Raw genomic sequence first — 14,943 nt, 5'->3', positions numbered from 1 at the left:
CCACATCGGCGTCGTTCGAATTGCGGACCAGGGTCGGGTGTGCGACGTTGCTGACTATTCTCCATGTGCTCGGCCCGGGTCGGCACGCCAGCTGATAATCGGGAGACGGAGTGAAGGTGGGTTCGGCAAAAATGTTGCCGCCGGGTAACGCGAAGCTCACGCCGCCACGGGAATTGATCCGGCCGCGCACCATCGCGGCGCGCCTGCGCCGCATCCTGATCTTCTCCGTCGCGCTGGTGCTGGCCCTGCTGGCCGTCATCATCACCCACCAGGTCAACAGTTTCCGCGACACCGGCGAGACCGCGCGGGCGGTGCGCCTCGCCCTGGACGTCCAGGACCTGGTGCACGAGATCCAGCGCGAACGCGGCCTCACCAACGGCATGCTCGGCGGCGACGCCGCGGCCCGGCCCGCCATCGGAAACCAGCGCCTGGCCACCGATACCGCACTGCAGCAACTGAATCAGACCCTGAGCGATCAGCCGCCGGGCGCCGATCAGGTCCGGTCGGGGCTGTCCCAGTTCTCCGGCGTCACCGTCAACCGGTCCGACGTCGACGCCGGGCGCATCGACCGCGCCGCGTCGTTCACCTTCTACACCAATGCCATCGCCGCGCTGAACCAGGCGCGGCCGGGCCTCGACCACGCGCCCGACCCGCAGCTGTGGCGGGGCCTGCAATCGCTGCACGACCTCGGCGACGTCAAGGAGTTCACCGCCCAGGAGCGCGGGTTCCTCGCGGGCGTCTTCGCCGCGGGCGAGTTCGGCCCCGGCGAGTACGTGAAGTTCCTCGACATCCGCGCCGCCAAGCAGGCCGCCATCACCGGATTCGAACGCGACGCCACCCCCGCGCAGCGGTCGAAGCTGTACGCCGCCATGCAGACCGACGAGTCCATCCGGGTGAACACCGCCGAGGCCGTCGCCATCGCCTCCACCCGCGGCCCCCTCACCGAACCGGTGAACCCGGCCGACTGGTGGCGTGAGATGAGCTCGGTCATCGACGGCGAACGCACGGTGCAGCGCAGCATCGGCGGCGAGATCACCGGCCGGGCGAGCGACCTGCGCCGCGACGCCACCGTGGTGCTCGCGCTGTACCTGCTGGCCGCCGCGCTCGCCATCGCCGCCCAGGTGTGGCTGGTGGTGGCCACCGTGCGCGCCATCGTGCGTCCGCTCGCCGACCTCGCCGAGGAAGCCGACGTGGTGGCCGGGCGGCGACTGCCGCAGCTCATCGAGGCCTGGCAGAACTCCGACGACGCCGACCCGGAACCGCCCGAACCGGTCCGCGCCGACGAGAGCGCCGGCGCCGAGATCGCGTCCGTGGCCACCGCCCTGGACCGGGTGCAGACCACCGCCTACGAACTCGCCTCCGCCCAGGCCCGGCTGCGCCGCAACTCCACCGAATCCATGGCCAACCTGGCCCGGCGCAATCAGAACCTGGTGCGCCGCCAGCTCGGCCTGATCAGCGAGTTCGAGCGCGAGGAACTCGACCCCAACGCGCTGTCCAACCTCTTCGAACTCGACCACCTGGCCACCCGCATGCGCCGCAATGCCGAGAGCCTGCTGGTGCTGGTCGGCGAATCCAGCCCGCGCCGCTGGTCCAAGCCCATCCCGCTGACCGACGTCATCCGGGCCGGACTGTCCGAGGTCGACGACTACCGGCGGGTGGTGCTGCGCCGGGTGGACGACACCGCCATCGCGGGCGCGCACGTCAGCGAGGTCGCGCACATGCTCGCCGAACTCATCGAGAACGGGCTGTCGTTCTCCCCGCCCGACCTCGAGGTGGAGATCTACGGCCGCCGCCTGGGCTCGCGGTACATGATCGCGGTCGTCGACCACGGCGTCGGCATGCCGCCCGACCAGCTCGCCACCGCCAATGCCCGGCTGCGCGGCGAGGCCGACTTCCTGGTCGCGCCCACCCGGTTCCTCGGGCACTACGTGGTGGGCCGGCTGGCTCGGCGGCTCGGCGTCGAGGTCGAGCTCACGGTGTCGCCGACCAGCGGTGTGGTGGCCCGCATGCTGCTGCCGACCGAGCTGCTCGGCGACCCCACCACCGACCGGCCCGCCGCGCCGCAGGACTCGAAACACGCGGCGGGAGCGCAGCTTCCGACCGTGGTGGACACCATGCCGGAGTCCAAACCCGGTCGTCACAGCTCCACGCCCGCGGTGACACCGGCTGCCCCCGCCGAGACACCGGTGGACGAGTCGGAGCCCCCGGCCCCCGCCGCCACCGACCCCGTCTACGACACGGCCGCCGCGTTCGCGGCCCTCACCGAGATCATCGGCGACATGGGCTCCGCGGCCCCGAGCGAACCCACCGGCGGCAATGGTTCGCCGGTGCGCCCCACCACGATCAAGCTCGTTCCGCTGCCGGACAAGGATCAGCAGGCGCCGACGCCCACGGTCTCACGGCCCGCGCCGACCGGACCGGCCACCGATTCCGCCGCGCTGCCGCCTGTTCCGGCACCGCCGATCACGACATCCGGATCGGCTGTCGCACCCGGCGTTCCGCAGGCAACCGCCCCCGCGGGCACGACGGCTGCGACCGAGAACCCCGGCACGGCTTCGGCAACCGCCGTCAAGCCCGCCGGGACGACGGGCGGCGGCACCGCGGCCGCCGCGCCGAAGACCGCTGCCGTGGAGCCGGTTTCGCCGGGCTCACCGGCGGCGGGGCCGGACGTTTCGGGAGCCGTCCCGGAGGTGCAACGTACGCGAAACGGTCTCGTCAAGCGCAACCGGAAGACTCGCGGGCACACGGGCGCCACTCCGGGTGGTGCTCAACCGGCAGCCGGGCGGCCAACCCCGACGCCGGTCGCGGACCGTTCACCCGACGAGATACGCAGCATATTGGCCGGATTCCGATCCGGGCATCAGCGCGGGCAGGGCGGCGAACCGCCCCGACCCGGAACGCGAGCATAGGAGGACACCGGGTGACCACCCATTACACCGATACCGATCCGCACACCTTCAACTGGCTGCTGGCGGATTTCGTGCGCACCACCGACGGCGTCCGTGACGCCGTGGCGGTGTCCTCCGACGGGCTACTCATGGCCATGTCCCAGGGCTTGGACCGCAATGGCGCCGACCGGCTGGCCGCCATCGTCTCCGGTCTCACCAGCCTGGGCCGAAGCGCTTCCCGCAGTTACGATTTCGACGGCCTGCGGCTGGTCATGATCGAGATGGGACGCGGGTTCCTGCTGGTGTCGGCCATGGCCAACGGCAGCTGCATCGGCGTCATCGCCGACCACAACGCCGATGTCGGGCTGGTCGGCTACCAGATGGCGGTGCTGGCCGACCGGGCCGGCGCGCTGCTCACCCCGGCGCTGATCAGTGAACTGCGAGAATCGTTGAGCCGATGAATGATTCGCATAGGCTGCCGGACGCGCGCATGATCGCACCGACCCGCCCCAGCGGCTGGTCCGGCGCGCCCGCGCCCGGCGCCCGGCCGACAGGACTTCACGACTCCGACGAACCGGTGGTACGGCCCTTCATGATCACCTCCGGACGCACCACCCCCGTGGTCGACGGGCTGCGCATCGAGGCCTTGGTACGCGCCACCCCGGCGGCATTGTCCGCACCGCTACGCTTCGAACTCGAACGGGTGGCCCGACTGTGCCAGCGCCCGCATTCCATCGCCGAAATCGGTGCGGCCCTACGGGTACCGATCGGGGTGGCGCGCGTGCTGGTCAGTGATCTGGTGTCGGCCGGGCACGTGTCGGTGGGACGCACCGACGAACTCTCCACCGCTGCTCTGGAAAGGATCCGGGACCTTGTTCGGAACCTCTGATATATCCGGCGATCCGCTGCCGCTGGCCTCCTCGGTGAAGGTGGTGACCAGCGGCGGATTCGGGGTCGGGAAGACCACCTTCATCGGGGCGATCTCCGAGATCGAACCGCTGTCCACCGAGGCCGCCATGACCGAAGTGTCTGTGGGACTGGACGATCCGGGCCTGGCCACCGGCAAGACCACCACCACGGTCGCGCTGGACTTCGGGCGCATCACCCTCGACGCCGGCCTGGTGCTCTACCTGTTCGGCACGCCCGGCCAGGAGCGCTTCGAATTCCTCTGGGACGATCTGCTCGACGGTGCGCTGGGCGGCATCGTGCTGGTCGACACCGGCCGAGTCGAGGACTGCTACCCGGTGCTGGACTTCTTCGAACAGCGTGGGACGCCGTTCGTGGTGGCGGTCAACCGATTCGAGTCCGGATCACGCTTCGAGCTGAGCGAGGTCCGCGAGGCGCTGGACCTGTCCCCCGCCATCCACCTCATGGACTGCGACGCCCGCGATCGGGAGTCGGTGAAGCTGGTGCTGGTGGCGCTGCTGGAGCAGATCCTGCAAACGCGCCGCGCCCCGGCGCTGGCCGGCTGAACCGGCCGCGGGACCGGAACAAAAATCGCCCCGGGTGCGAACGCACCCGGGGCGATTGCCCGAAAACCCTTCGCGGAAATGCGAATTAACGGCCGAACGAACCCGTCCACAGCGTGTTCAGCAGACCACCCAGGGCGGCGCTGCCGGTGTCCAGAACGCCGTTCAGAGCAGCGGAACCAGTGTTGATGATAACCGGGATCATTTTTCAGCCTCTCTACTGTTGTCGCCGCCGTCCGGGATTTCCGGCCGGCGACGGGACCCACACTGCCGAGGGAGACTTAGGCGAACCTTGCCTATCGCTGAGAGGTAGCTGAGACGGCCTGTGTCACCCATCACAGAGAGAGGACCGTCCAGTTCCTACTGCGGCGGTGCGACACCCGCCGAGTAGAGGCTGATCTCACCATCCTCGCCGAGAAACGCGTTGACCAGCATCGTTCCGCTGGAATGCAATTCGTCCGGCTCCGGCGCGGCGGTCGTGATGGCGATCTGCGGCAGGGCGGACCAGTTCACGACAAACCGATCGGGCGGTCCGTTGTCGTCGGACAGATGCGCGAGCCGGAACACCGACACCGTTCGGCGAACGATCAGGTTCCGGACGACTTCGGCAATTCGCTCCGGGTCTTCCAGCGCGAACATGAAACCGAACCGCAGCTCCGGCGAAGAGGCATAGGCGGGCATGAATATCGAGGCTAACCGACTTCGGCGCGTCGCACCCTCGGCGCGCCGCAAAGATAGCTATTCATAAGCTTCGGTAACCGAACCGGCCCCGGACAACCTCGACCCGGCGGCGAAGCACCCCTGGAGCCGTCCCACACACCGCCCGCGCAGGTGTCGATCAGCCTTCAACCGCAGCGCCCATGTGACCGTCTTGTAATGCTGTATAACGATTTTCAGGCAGCTTCGCCGATCACGCGCCGGATGGTTGCGCCCCTCCGACTATCGCGCTTTCCTGAATATGTCCCGCATTATCGGACAGTCTTCTCATCGCATCGTCGCGGATTTCCCGGTTACTTCACCGTGTCGCTGGTGGTGGGCTGTTGCGTTCCGGGTGCGGGGCTGCGCCGGAGCCGAGGGGAGCCCCTCCCCGAATCCCCCTCGGCCCTGGCGTATCCACACGCATGCGCGGCCGAGGGTGGGAAACATGTCAATCGACTACACGGGAGCGGGTTTCGGCGCCGAACTTCCCTCGCCGGACACGCTCCTGCGTGCCTTCCGAGAACCGATAGACACCGCCCGCCGCGACCGCGACGTCCTGGAATCGGCCCATGAGCTGGTGCGATGCCACGAACGCCGGCAACGCGCCCTGGACTCCGCCCACGCCGCCGACGCCACCCCCGACGATGTCGCCGCCAGCGCCCACCACATCGACCGGATCGACACTCGCCGCGCCGAGTTGGTCTCCCGCATCGACGACTGGGTCGCGATCAATATCCCGCACCGTGCCGGGGCCTCCCTGCACACCGAGACCCTCGGCGCCGTCATCGACCGCATGGCCGCGAAATGGGTTGCCGCACAACAGGCCCTGGGCAACGGTGGGCCTCCGGCCCCGGCCAACGGCGTTCCGAAAGCCACCGACGGACGAGCCCGGCGCCGCACCAAGGCGCACCGGGTGAGCGAGGACCGGCCCCACCGCGGGGTGGACACCGAGGCCCACCTGCAGTGGTACCGGCTGGCCGAGCTCGCCGACGGCTATCGGGATCTGATCACGGAAGTCGCCCAGCACCGGCGGCGACTCCCCACCTGGTAGAAACCCCGGCTAGCGGGGGTCGACGACCTCGGCGTCGATGACGTCCGACTGCGTCACACGCTCGCTCGGAACCGGCTTGGTCGCCGAATCCTCCTGTACGCGTGGCGGTTCCGGGGTCTCGTCGAGATCGTCGTCGAGGTCGTCGGACAGGTCCGCGGCGCGCTGGGCGGCGGCGTCCTTCTCCGCGGCGGCCGCGGCTTCGCGCATCTCGATGGCGTCGGTGATCCAGTCACCGATCTCCCGGGTCACCTCGGCGACCGTGCCGGTGATGATCGATGCGATATTGCCGACGTGCCGTGCTCCCGACGACGTCAATTCCTGGATCAGATCCTTGTTGCTCTCGAATTTGGAAATCATCTATACGCCCACCTCACTCGCCTGCCCCCGGCGCATCACGATAACACCGGCCTGCCCTGAATTCTTGACCAGGAACGGCGGCAGCGCCAGCTTGAAGAGTTTCGCCCACACCGAACCGATCTGCTTCGAGAAGCGGCCGGTGTTGTACGGCAGACCGTGCTTTTCGCACAGCGCCCGCACCTCGGGCGCCATTTCCGGGTAGCGGTTGGCCGGAATGTCCGGGAACAGATGGTGCTCGATCTGATGCGACAGGTTGCCCGACATCACATGGAACAGCTTGGAGCCCTTGATGTTCGCCGAACCCAGCATCTGGCGCACGTACCACTCGCCCTGGGTCTCCTCGGCGGTCTCATCCTTGGTGAACGTCTGTACGCCGGAGGGGAAGTGCCCGCAGAAGATGATGGAGAACGTCCACAGGTTGCGCACGATATTGGCGGTGAAGTTGGCCGCCAGCGTGGACAGGAACAGCGGACCGGTCAGCGCCGGGAACACCACGTAGTCCTTGAGGACCTGCCGACCGGCCTTACGCCCCTGCCCCTGGAGCAGGGCCTTCACATCCGACCACTTGCGCTTGCCGGTCAGGATGTTCTCGACCTCAAGGTCGTGCAGCATCACGCCCCACTCGAACAGCACCATGAGCGCGAACGCGTAGGCCGGATTCCCCAGGTAGTAGGGGTTCCACTTCTGGCCCTCGTCGATCCGCAGGATGCCGTAACCGATGTCGCGGTCCATGTCGTGGATGTTGGTGTAGGTGTGGTGCATGTAGTTGTGCGAGTGCCGCCATTGGTCGGCGGGGCACACCGTATCCCATTCGAAGACACGGGAATTCAGGGTCGGCTCACGCATCCAGTCCCACTGGCCGTGCATGACGTTGTGGCCGATCTCCATATTGTCGAGGATCTTCGACACGCTCAGCGCGGCCACGCCCGCCAGCCAGAACGGGGGCAGGAAGCCCAGGTAGAGCAGGCCGCGGCCGGCGATCTCGAAGCCGCGCTGGGCCTTGATCACCTTGTAGATGTAGTCGCGGTCGCGCTCGCCCAGGTCGGCGGTGACGCGGGCGCGCAGCGCGTCGAGTTCGCGGCCGATCTCCTCGACCTGTTCGACGCTGAGGACCAGCGGGCCCTCGGGGGTTTCGGTAAGAATCGCCATGATCTCTCCGTTCACAGAGCGAGGTCGACGTCCCCGACGGGGGCGTTGATGCAGATCTGGATGGGCTGATCCGGGTCGCTGTCGAGCTCCCCGGTGCGCAGATTGCGGGTGCAGCCGCTGCGCTTGACGGCGGTGCAGGAGAAGCAGATGCCCATGCGGCACCCGTACTCCGGGTTCAGGCCCGCGGCTTCGGCCTGTTCGAGCAGGGTTTCACCGGTGTTCTCGGCGACCACGCCGCTGCCGGAGAAGGTCACCTTGCCCTCGGCGTCGGACGGGTCGACGACCGCCGTGGTGAGGGTGAACTCCTCACTGTGCAGGCGCGGGCCGAGCTGTTCGGCCTCGTAGACGGTGCGCACGGCGTTCATCAGGCCGGGCGGGCCGCACAGGTAGGTCTGCGCGGTCGGGAACCAGGGCGCCAGCGCCTCCAGCTCGTCGTAGCCGAAATTGGCGTGACGCTGGGTCTCCGGGTAGCGGAACTCGACCCGCACATTGCCGTGCTGCATGGCGATCGCCTCCAGCTCCTCGCGGTGCGGGACGAATTCCGGAGAACGGTTGTAATGCAGGAACAGGATCCGGCCGCGGTAGCCCTCGTTGGCGAGGGTGCGCAGCATGGACAGCACCGGGGTGATGCCGCTGCCGCCGCTGATCAGCACGACCGCCTCCGGGCGGGTGGCGGGCAGATGGAACACGCCCGCGGCGGGTTCCAGATCCACCACCATGCCCGGGATCGCGTTGTCGTGCAGGTAGTTCGAGACCAGCCCCTGAGGGTGGGCTTTGACGGTGAGTTCGATGTGCCGGTCCCGACGTCCGTCGGCATTGACCGGGGAATAGCAGCGGGTGTGGCGCACGCCGTCGATCACGACGCCGATCTGCACGTATTGCCCCGCCACGTGCCCGGTCCACTGCCGGGCGGGCTTGAGGGTGAGAGTGACCGAGCCGACCGCGCTGCGCCGCACATGGGTGATCTCCGCGCGCATCGAGCGCCGGGTCAGGGTCGGGCGCACCAGCTCGAGGTAACGATCCAGCGGGTGCGGGGTGGTCATTGTCTTCTGCACCAGGTCGAGTAGTCCGACCATGTGAGCCTCCTGTCGCGTCGCCGGGCTCAGCGACGCCTCTCCACGTTCGACGCGCTGTCCGAGCCGGCGTCGCCGTCCACGCTGACTTCGACGCCATTTCGGTGCACATCTGTACACTGAGATAGTGTGCCCGGTGAAGCCACTCCAGTTCAACCGGCAGTTCGTGTGACCCACACGACATCTCTCGAATGGAACGAATGTGAACGCATGTATGCTCATCGAGATGAGCGAGCAGGCAGCTACCCGAGTCGAGCGCAAGGAACGCACCCGCACGGCCCTGCTCGACGGCACCCTCGCCCTGGCCGCCGACCGCGGTTTCGCCGCGCTCTCCCTGCGTGAGATCGCCCGCTCGGCCGGCATCGTGCCCACCGCCTTCTACCGGCATTTCGCCTCGCTCGACGAACTCGGCACCACACTGGTCGAGGAAGGCGTGCGGCAATTGCGGCTGGCGCTGCGCGAAATGCGGCGCACCCCCAATCCGACGCTCGCCCACACCGTACGATTCGTTTTCGAACAGGTCGACGGCAAGCGCGATCTGTGGGGCTTCCTGATTCGCGAACGGCACGGCGGCTCGGCGCCCCTGCGCGGGGCCATCTCGGTCGAGATGCAACTCATCGAACGGGAACTGGTGGTCGACCTGTCCCGGGTGCGGGCCCTCGACGACTGGTCGCCCGACGATCTCGAACTGGCGGCCGACCTCATCGTGTCCACCGTCGCCGACCGGATCGCCGACTACCTGATGGCCGAACCCCGCGAGAGCGCGCGCACCGTCGACCGCGCCGTGCTCCAGGTGCGCCTCATCGCGCTCGGCATGGGCGCCTGGCGCCCCTGAGACCGGACCGTTACGGCGAATTCACTTGTCGTGCAGGTCATCCCCGCGTACCGGCAGCAACAGCATGAGGCCGACGATCAACACCAGTAGCAGGCCGACGATGCCCGCCCGCTCGGCGTCGAACGCCCACACGAAGAATCCGAAAAGGGTTGGGGCGAGGAAGGATACGGCGCGACCCGTGGTCGCGTAGAGACCGAACATCTGCCCCTCGCGCCCCGGCGGGGACACCCGGGCCAGGAACGAACGGGCCGAAGCCTGTGCGGGACCGACGAATACGGTCAGCAGCAGGCCGAAGATCCAGAACATCAGCGGACCCGACAACACCAGCAGGAACGCGCCGCACACGATCATGCCCAGCAGCGAGGCGACGATCACCGCCTTCGGGCCGGTGCGGTCGTCGAACCGGCCGCCGACCAGCGCGCCCAGCGCCGCAACCACATTCGCGGCGATGCCGAACAGCAGCACGTCGGCATCGGCGATGCCGTACACCTTCACCGCCAGGATCGCGCCGAAGGTGAACACGCCCGCCAGGCCATCCCGGAAGATGGCGCTCGCCAACAGGAAACCCACCGTGCGGCGATCGGTGCGCCAGAGCTCCCGCACATCCCGGAACAGCACCCGGTACGACGACAGGAACGCCCGGCCGCGTACCGCCGCACCGGGATCCGCGTCGGTGCGCGGCACCTCCGGGACGAACAGGAACAGCGGCACCGCGAAACCGGCGAACCACACCGCCGCCAGCACCGCGACCAAGCGGATGTTCAGACCGTCCTCGATCGGGACGCCGAGCAGGCCGCGATTGTCGCCCTTGCCGGCGATGAACCCGACATAGCTGATCAGCAGCAGGATGATGCCGCCGAAATAGCCCATGGACCAGCCGAATCCGGACACCCGGCCGACGTTCGCGGGCGTGGACACCTGCCGCAGCATGGCGAAATACGGGACGTGCGACAGCTCGAACGACGCCGAGCCCACAGCCAGCAGCACCAGACCGACCCACAGGTAGTGGTAGTCGTCCTTCACGAAGAACATGGCCGCCATCAGCAGCACCGTCACCGAGGTCAGAATGCCCAGGGCCAGTTTGCGTCTCGCGGTGGCGTCGAACCACTGGCCCGCCACCGGCGCGGTGAGCGCGACCACCAGGCCCGCCGCGCCCAGCGCCCACCCCAGCCAGGCGCTAGCCGAGATCCCGCCCGGCAGATCCGCACCCACCTTGTCGGTCAGGTACACCGAGAACACGAAGGTCAGGATGACCGCGTTGAACGACGCGCCCGCCCAGTCCCAGAATCCCCACGCCAGTACGGTTCCCCGCCCGGTCGCCTGCCCGACGGTGACTTCACCCGACGCCTCGGTCATCAGCGCAGACTAAGCGACCGAACGCGACTCGCGTGCGACATCCACGCCGGGTGGCGGGTCAGGCCAGAGCGCGGCCGTGCACCTGCTCGACGTGCTCGGTCCACGGGCGGCGGTATTCCTCGGCGGTCATGGCGAGCAGGGCGTGCAGCTGGTCCCAGGCCTCCGGCGTGGACGGAGTCCAGACCTGCATCCAGGCGCCCGCGATCGACGGCAGGGACATGCTGGTCATGTACATATCCAGCATGCCGACCGCCAGATTGCGGACGACCCGGGTGCGGCCGATCGGGAGCGCGACATCGTTGCGGGCCCACAGTTCCGCGAATTGCGGGCTGTCGGCCACCATGCCGTCGATGAACTCCGTCCATTCCGGGTCACCCAGATTGCGGGCGTACGCGGCCCGCAGGTAGCCGACCATGCGGGCCAGGTGATCCGGCTCCGAGTCCGCCGGGTACGGGGTGCAGCACTCGTCGGCCAGGAAGACCTTGCGCAGCGCATTGCGGTTGCCGATCACGAACAGTGGAAACATCGCCGCGTATGCCGCATTGTGGGCCAGCACATCGTATTTGGAGCTGAACAGGGTGGCGGGCAGCGGATACAGGTGATCGAGAATCGTCTGCACCTCCTCGGGCACCGGCTCCTCGACCACCATGGCCGGCGCCGTCGGCACATTCGCCAACCGGTACAGGTGCGCGTGCTCCGCCCCGTCCAGGCACAACGCCCGGGCGATCGCATCCAGCACCTGCACACTGCAATTGATGTCCCGGCCCTGTTCGAGCCAGGTGTACCAGGTGATCCCCACCCCGGCCAGCTGCGCCACCTCCTCACGCCGCAAACCGGGCGTGCGCCGCCGCACCCCCACCGGCAACCCCACATCCTCCGGCCGAATCCGAGCCCGCCGCGACTTCAGGAACGTCGACAACTCCCCCCGCCGGACCTTGCGCACCGACCGCGGATCACCGGCACGCGCAGCCGCTCCGGCAGTCCGCTCGACGAGGACGTTGTATCCCGCTGCTGACACCATTCCTCCATGGTGGCGGGTTTCGCTAGGGGTATCCAGGTGGTGCCAGTACCCGTATAAGCGGACTCCTGTCAGCGGGGTCGGTCGCGGCGCAGGCTGAATCTCATGTCTCAGAGCCTCACCCACACCCCACCCGCGGCTGCCGCGCCGCCGACTGCGCCTTCTCTCGGCGGCGTTCGACGTCCGATCGCGGTGCTCACCGTCATCCTGCTCGGCCAGTTCATGGCGGTCCTGGACGCGTCCATCGTGAACGTCGCCATCCCGTCGATCCGAACCTCCTTGCACGCCACGGGTTCCGGGCTGCAACTCATCGTCTCCGGATACGTCATCGCCTACGCGGTCCTGCTGGTCACCGGCGCACGGCTCGGTGATCGATTCGGGCAGCGCCGGATGTTCGTCGCGGGGCTCGCGCTGTTCACCCTCGCCTCCCTCATCTGCGGGCTGGCGTGGAATCCGGCCTCGCTCATCGCGTTCCGCTTCCTCCAAGGCGTCGGGGCGGCGGCCATGGTGCCGCAGGTCATGAGCCTGATCCAGATCACCGCCACCGGGAACACGCGGGCTCGGGCGCTGTCGGTGTACGCGGCCGTCATCTCCGGGGGCATGGTCGTGGGCCAGATCCTCGGCGGGGTCATCGTGAGCAGCGATATCGCCGGAACCGGCTGGCGCGGAGTGTTTCTCGTGAACGTCCCGATCGGGGTCGCCCTGCTCGCGGTCGCGCCGCGCGTGCTGCCCGCCGCCACCCCGCGCGGCGAACGCCGGCTCGATCTGCCCGGGCTGGCGGTCCTCACCGCCTCGGTCCTCGCGCTGTCGGTGCCGCTTGTGCTCGGCCACGAACAGCAGTGGCCCGCCTGGACCCGGATCGCGCTGGGCGCGTCCGCCTTCGGCTTCGCCGCCTTCGCCCTGGTGGAGCGCTGGGTGCACCGCCGCGGCGGGGAACCGCTCTTCGCCGATCGCGTGGTCCGCGCTCCCGGCCTGCTCGCCGCCGCGGCCACCCTCTTCCTGATCATGTGCACCTTCGGCGGCTGGGTCTTCATCCTCACCATCCACCTGCAATCCACCCTCGGCTACTCCCCCGTCCACGCCGGACTCCTGTTCGTCCCCAACGGCATCACCTTCGGCCTGGTCAGCCTGAACTGGACCCGCATCCCCGCCCGCTTCCACCGCGCGATGATCCCCGGCGGCCTGCTCCTCGCCGCCGCCACAACCATCGCCATGGCCCTGTCCCTCCGCGACGGCCACTCCGTCAACCCCCTCGACCTGACGATCCTGGCCGTCATGGGCATCGGCTACGGCCTCGCCTTCAGCCCCCTCATGGCCCGCGCCACCAGCAAGATCCCCGTCACCCTCGCCGCCGACGCCAGCGGCATCCTCGTCACCTGCGTCCAACTCGGCGTAGTCATCGGCGTCGCCACCTTCGGCACCCTCTTCCTCACCCTCGCCACCAACCCCACCGCCGCCGCCCACGCCGTAGGCGCCACCGCCATCGCGGAAGGAGCCACCCTCGCCCTCGCCGCCGCACTCGCCATCCGTGCGGCCCGGTGAGGGCCCGGCCCCGCACGACTAGGCAGATCTACTCAGGAGGGGGCGTAGCCGGGCTCATCCCGGCTACGCCCGCGATCAGCAGGATCGAGGTGTCGGTTGATTCGTCTATCCGGAGGTCCTGGTCATGAAACGAGTGCTGCTCGCCACCAGCCAATGCGCGGTCGTCCTCGGCGCGCTGGCGGTGCGACTGGTCGCGCCCGGCTGGTGGGCGGCCATCGTCATCATGACCTTCGGTATGGCGGCGGCTGTCGTGCTCGCGCCTCTGCTGCTCGCGGGACTGATGGGTGTGGTGCTCGCACCCTCACTGCGGCCGCGCACGCTCATCGCGCTCGGCGTAGCTGATCTCGCGGTGCTGGCCTTCGCGCTGACCCTGCCGGACTTCACCGATCAGGCCGATGATCACCTGGTTCCGCTGGCGGCCTTGGTCACCGGGGATGGGAACGTGTCCGGCAGTGCCGCAACCATTTTCGAATCGATCTCCGGGTGGTCGGCTATCGCCTACGTGGTCGCGGCGCTCGGGGTGATCGTCCTCGCGGCGCTGGACCATCGGGGGCGAGTGACCGTCCATTGCAACCAGCGGGTCGGGGCGTCGAACTGGCCGGATCCGAACCTGTCTCGCAATGCCGCGGCGGCGATCGCGGTCGCGGACTCGACATTCAGGGTCGGGTGACGGTCGATCTCGCCGCGCAACGGGGTGCCCTGGCAGAACGCCACCGCACCCGTCTCCGCGGTCTGACGGCTCGAACCGTCGATGTACTCGCCGCTGATGTGGTCGAACCCGGCCGCCTCGAGTTCGCTTCGGATGCGGTCGAAGTCGAAGTAGCCGTGCGGGGTTCGGCGGAGGAACTCGAGCGGCTCGTCCGGTGTTGCGGCGCACAGGGCGTCGGTGACGGTCTGGGTGACCGCGCTCGTCTCGATCCGATCCCAGACGGTGAACGCGAACATGCCGCCCGGGCGGAGCACTCGCAGGGCCTCGGCGTAACCGCGCACCTTGTCGGGTAGGAACATCACACCGAACTGGCAGACCACGACATCGAACGAGCAATCGGGGAACGGCAGATCCGCGGCATCCGCCACCTGCCATCGGACCCGCTCGGACGGCAGCCGCGCCGCGGCGGCCGCCAGCATGGGTTCGTTCAGATCGGTCGCCACGATGCGGTGACTCCCCAGCTGTGCCAGCGCCCTGGTCAGCACGCCGGTCCCGGCAGCGGTTTCGAGCACGTCGACCCCGTCGGAGGCGGCCACCGTCCGCGCGAGCAGCCGAGCCGGTTCCGCGAAGATCATCGGAACCAGCAGCGAGTCGTACACCTCGGGAATCGACCCGGTGAAACCCGTATCCCCGCGCCCGGCCGTGGTCACCGGCCCGGCCTCGGATCGTCCGACATAGCCGCTGATGCTACCGCCGCCGACCACATCCCTGTGACGGCCACCACATCGACTCGATGTCACGATCGGGCACGCGGGCGGTGTCCGCAAGGATGTCCGGAATCATCGGGGAAGCAGGGA

13 protein-coding genes and 1 pseudogene are annotated in these 14,943 nt (G+C 68.5%); 7 read left to right on the top strand and 7 right to left on the bottom strand.

Annotation, left to right across the window (positions count from 1 at the left end; all coding sequences use genetic code 11):
- The first annotated feature begins 116 nt into the window (after positions 1-116).
- Genes ACQP06_RS07930 through ACQP06_RS07915 form a run of 4 tightly spaced genes read left to right on the top strand, consistent with a single transcriptional unit; the run spans position 117 to position 4,360 of the window.
- Positions 117-2,909, top strand: a complete 2,793-nt coding sequence (locus ACQP06_RS07930) for a nitrate- and nitrite sensing domain-containing protein (protein WP_433671585.1) — start codon at positions 117-119, stop codon at positions 2,907-2,909.
- An 11-nt stretch (positions 2,910-2,920) separates the two neighbouring features.
- Positions 2,921-3,349, top strand: coding sequence for a roadblock/LC7 domain-containing protein (locus tag ACQP06_RS07925; RefSeq protein WP_357090392.1), 429 nt, complete (start codon positions 2,921-2,923; stop codon positions 3,347-3,349).
- Positions 3,346-3,777 carry a DUF742 domain-containing protein gene (locus ACQP06_RS07920; protein ID WP_433671584.1) on the top strand — a complete coding sequence of 144 codons (432 nt, stop codon included), beginning with the start codon at positions 3,346-3,348 and terminating at the stop codon, positions 3,775-3,777. The genes ACQP06_RS07925 and ACQP06_RS07920 overlap by 4 nt, the downstream gene beginning before the upstream one ends.
- Positions 3,778-3,799: 22 nt before the next feature.
- A complete protein-coding gene (locus ACQP06_RS07915) occupies positions 3,800-4,360 on the top strand; it encodes a GTP-binding protein (RefSeq protein ID WP_379270903.1) in 561 nt (186 codons plus the stop codon).
- A 357-nt stretch (positions 4,361-4,717) separates the two neighbouring features.
- Here the strand turns inward: ACQP06_RS07915 and ACQP06_RS07910 are convergent, their stop codons facing one another.
- Positions 4,718-5,038 (bottom strand): hypothetical protein, encoded by a 321-nt coding sequence (locus ACQP06_RS07910; RefSeq protein WP_433671583.1) that lies wholly within the window; start codon positions 5,036-5,038, stop codon positions 4,718-4,720.
- Positions 5,039-5,501: 463 nt separating this feature from the next.
- Between ACQP06_RS07910 and ACQP06_RS07905 the strand changes: the two genes are divergently transcribed.
- Positions 5,502-6,107 carry a DUF4254 domain-containing protein gene (locus ACQP06_RS07905; RefSeq protein WP_433671582.1) on the top strand — a complete coding sequence of 202 codons (606 nt, stop codon included), beginning with the start codon at positions 5,502-5,504 and terminating at the stop codon, positions 6,105-6,107.
- 105 nt (positions 6,108-6,212) lie between these two features.
- Here the strand turns inward: ACQP06_RS07905 and ACQP06_RS07900 are convergent.
- From ACQP06_RS07900 to ACQP06_RS07890, 3 genes and pseudogenes are all read right to left on the bottom strand, one after another.
- Positions 6,213-6,464 (bottom strand): annotated as a pseudogene (locus tag ACQP06_RS07900) (hypothetical protein); the annotation flags it as partial.
- Positions 6,465-7,613 carry a fatty acid desaturase family protein gene (locus tag ACQP06_RS07895; protein WP_433671581.1) on the bottom strand — a complete coding sequence of 383 codons (1,149 nt, stop codon included), beginning with the start codon at positions 7,611-7,613 and terminating at the stop codon, positions 6,465-6,467. It abuts the pseudogene before it with no gap.
- An 11-nt stretch (positions 7,614-7,624) separates the two neighbouring features.
- Positions 7,625-8,689, bottom strand: a complete 1,065-nt coding sequence (locus tag ACQP06_RS07890) for a ferredoxin reductase (protein WP_433671580.1) — start codon at positions 8,687-8,689, stop codon at positions 7,625-7,627.
- A gap of 223 nt (positions 8,690-8,912) precedes the next feature.
- On the opposite strand from ACQP06_RS07890, the gene ACQP06_RS07885 reads away from it, so the two are divergent.
- Positions 8,913-9,521: a TetR family transcriptional regulator gene (locus tag ACQP06_RS07885; protein ID WP_433671579.1), complete on the top strand. Its 609-nt coding sequence runs from the start codon at positions 8,913-8,915 to the stop codon at positions 9,519-9,521.
- Positions 9,522-9,542: 21 nt separating this feature from the next.
- On the opposite strand, the gene ACQP06_RS07880 is transcribed toward ACQP06_RS07885, so the two are convergent.
- Positions 9,543-10,877 (bottom strand): MFS transporter, encoded by a 1,335-nt coding sequence (locus tag ACQP06_RS07880; RefSeq protein WP_357090405.1) that lies wholly within the window; start codon positions 10,875-10,877, stop codon positions 9,543-9,545.
- Between the two features lie 58 nt (positions 10,878-10,935).
- Positions 10,936-11,898: a helix-turn-helix transcriptional regulator gene (locus ACQP06_RS07875; protein ID WP_433671578.1), complete on the bottom strand. Its 963-nt coding sequence runs from the start codon at positions 11,896-11,898 to the stop codon at positions 10,936-10,938.
- A gap of 102 nt (positions 11,899-12,000) precedes the next feature.
- On the opposite strand from ACQP06_RS07875, the gene ACQP06_RS07870 reads away from it, so the two are divergent.
- On the top strand, positions 12,001-13,437 hold the full coding sequence (locus tag ACQP06_RS07870; protein WP_433671577.1) for an MFS transporter: 1,437 nt from the start codon (positions 12,001-12,003) through the stop codon (positions 13,435-13,437).
- A gap of 498 nt (positions 13,438-13,935) precedes the next feature.
- Here ACQP06_RS07870 and ACQP06_RS07865 read toward each other — a convergent pair whose 3' ends face one another.
- The gene (locus ACQP06_RS07865) at positions 13,936-14,796 is read right to left on the bottom strand and encodes a class I SAM-dependent methyltransferase (protein ID WP_433671576.1); all 861 of its coding nucleotides are present in this window, start codon (positions 14,794-14,796) and stop codon (positions 13,936-13,938) included.
- Positions 14,797-14,943 lie beyond the last annotated feature (147 nt).

It is taken from the genome of Nocardia sp. CA-136227, assembly GCF_050955695.1.
Lineage (GTDB): Bacteria > Actinomycetota > Actinomycetes > Mycobacteriales > Mycobacteriaceae > Nocardia.
Note: the sequence above shows the minus strand (reverse complement) of the source record. Positions and strands in the feature narration are given on the sequence as shown.

Bases quoted from the DNA above. Each gene is read 5' to 3' on its own strand.
- ACQP06_RS07885 (WP_433671579.1), top strand. From the start codon at position 8,913: ATGAGCGAGCAGGCAGCTACCCGAGTCGAGCGCAAGGAACGCACCCGC.
- ACQP06_RS07875 (WP_433671578.1), bottom strand. From the start codon at position 11,898: ATGGTGTCAGCAGCGGGATACAACGTCCTCGTCGAGCGGACTGCCGGA.
- ACQP06_RS07905 (WP_433671582.1), top strand. From the start codon at position 5,502: ATGTCAATCGACTACACGGGAGCGGGTTTCGGCGCCGAACTTCCCTCG.
- ACQP06_RS07870 (WP_433671577.1), top strand. From the start codon at position 12,001: ATGTCTCAGAGCCTCACCCACACCCCACCCGCGGCTGCCGCGCCGCCG.
- ACQP06_RS07895 (WP_433671581.1), bottom strand. From the start codon at position 7,613: ATGGCGATTCTTACCGAAACCCCCGAGGGCCCGCTGGTCCTCAGCGTC.
- ACQP06_RS07910 (WP_433671583.1), bottom strand. From the start codon at position 5,038: ATGCCCGCCTATGCCTCTTCGCCGGAGCTGCGGTTCGGTTTCATGTTC.
- ACQP06_RS07920 (WP_433671584.1), top strand. From the start codon at position 3,346: ATGAATGATTCGCATAGGCTGCCGGACGCGCGCATGATCGCACCGACC.
- ACQP06_RS07880 (WP_357090405.1), bottom strand. From the start codon at position 10,877: ATGACCGAGGCGTCGGGTGAAGTCACCGTCGGGCAGGCGACCGGGCGG.
- ACQP06_RS07890 (WP_433671580.1), bottom strand. From the start codon at position 8,689: ATGGTCGGACTACTCGACCTGGTGCAGAAGACAATGACCACCCCGCAC.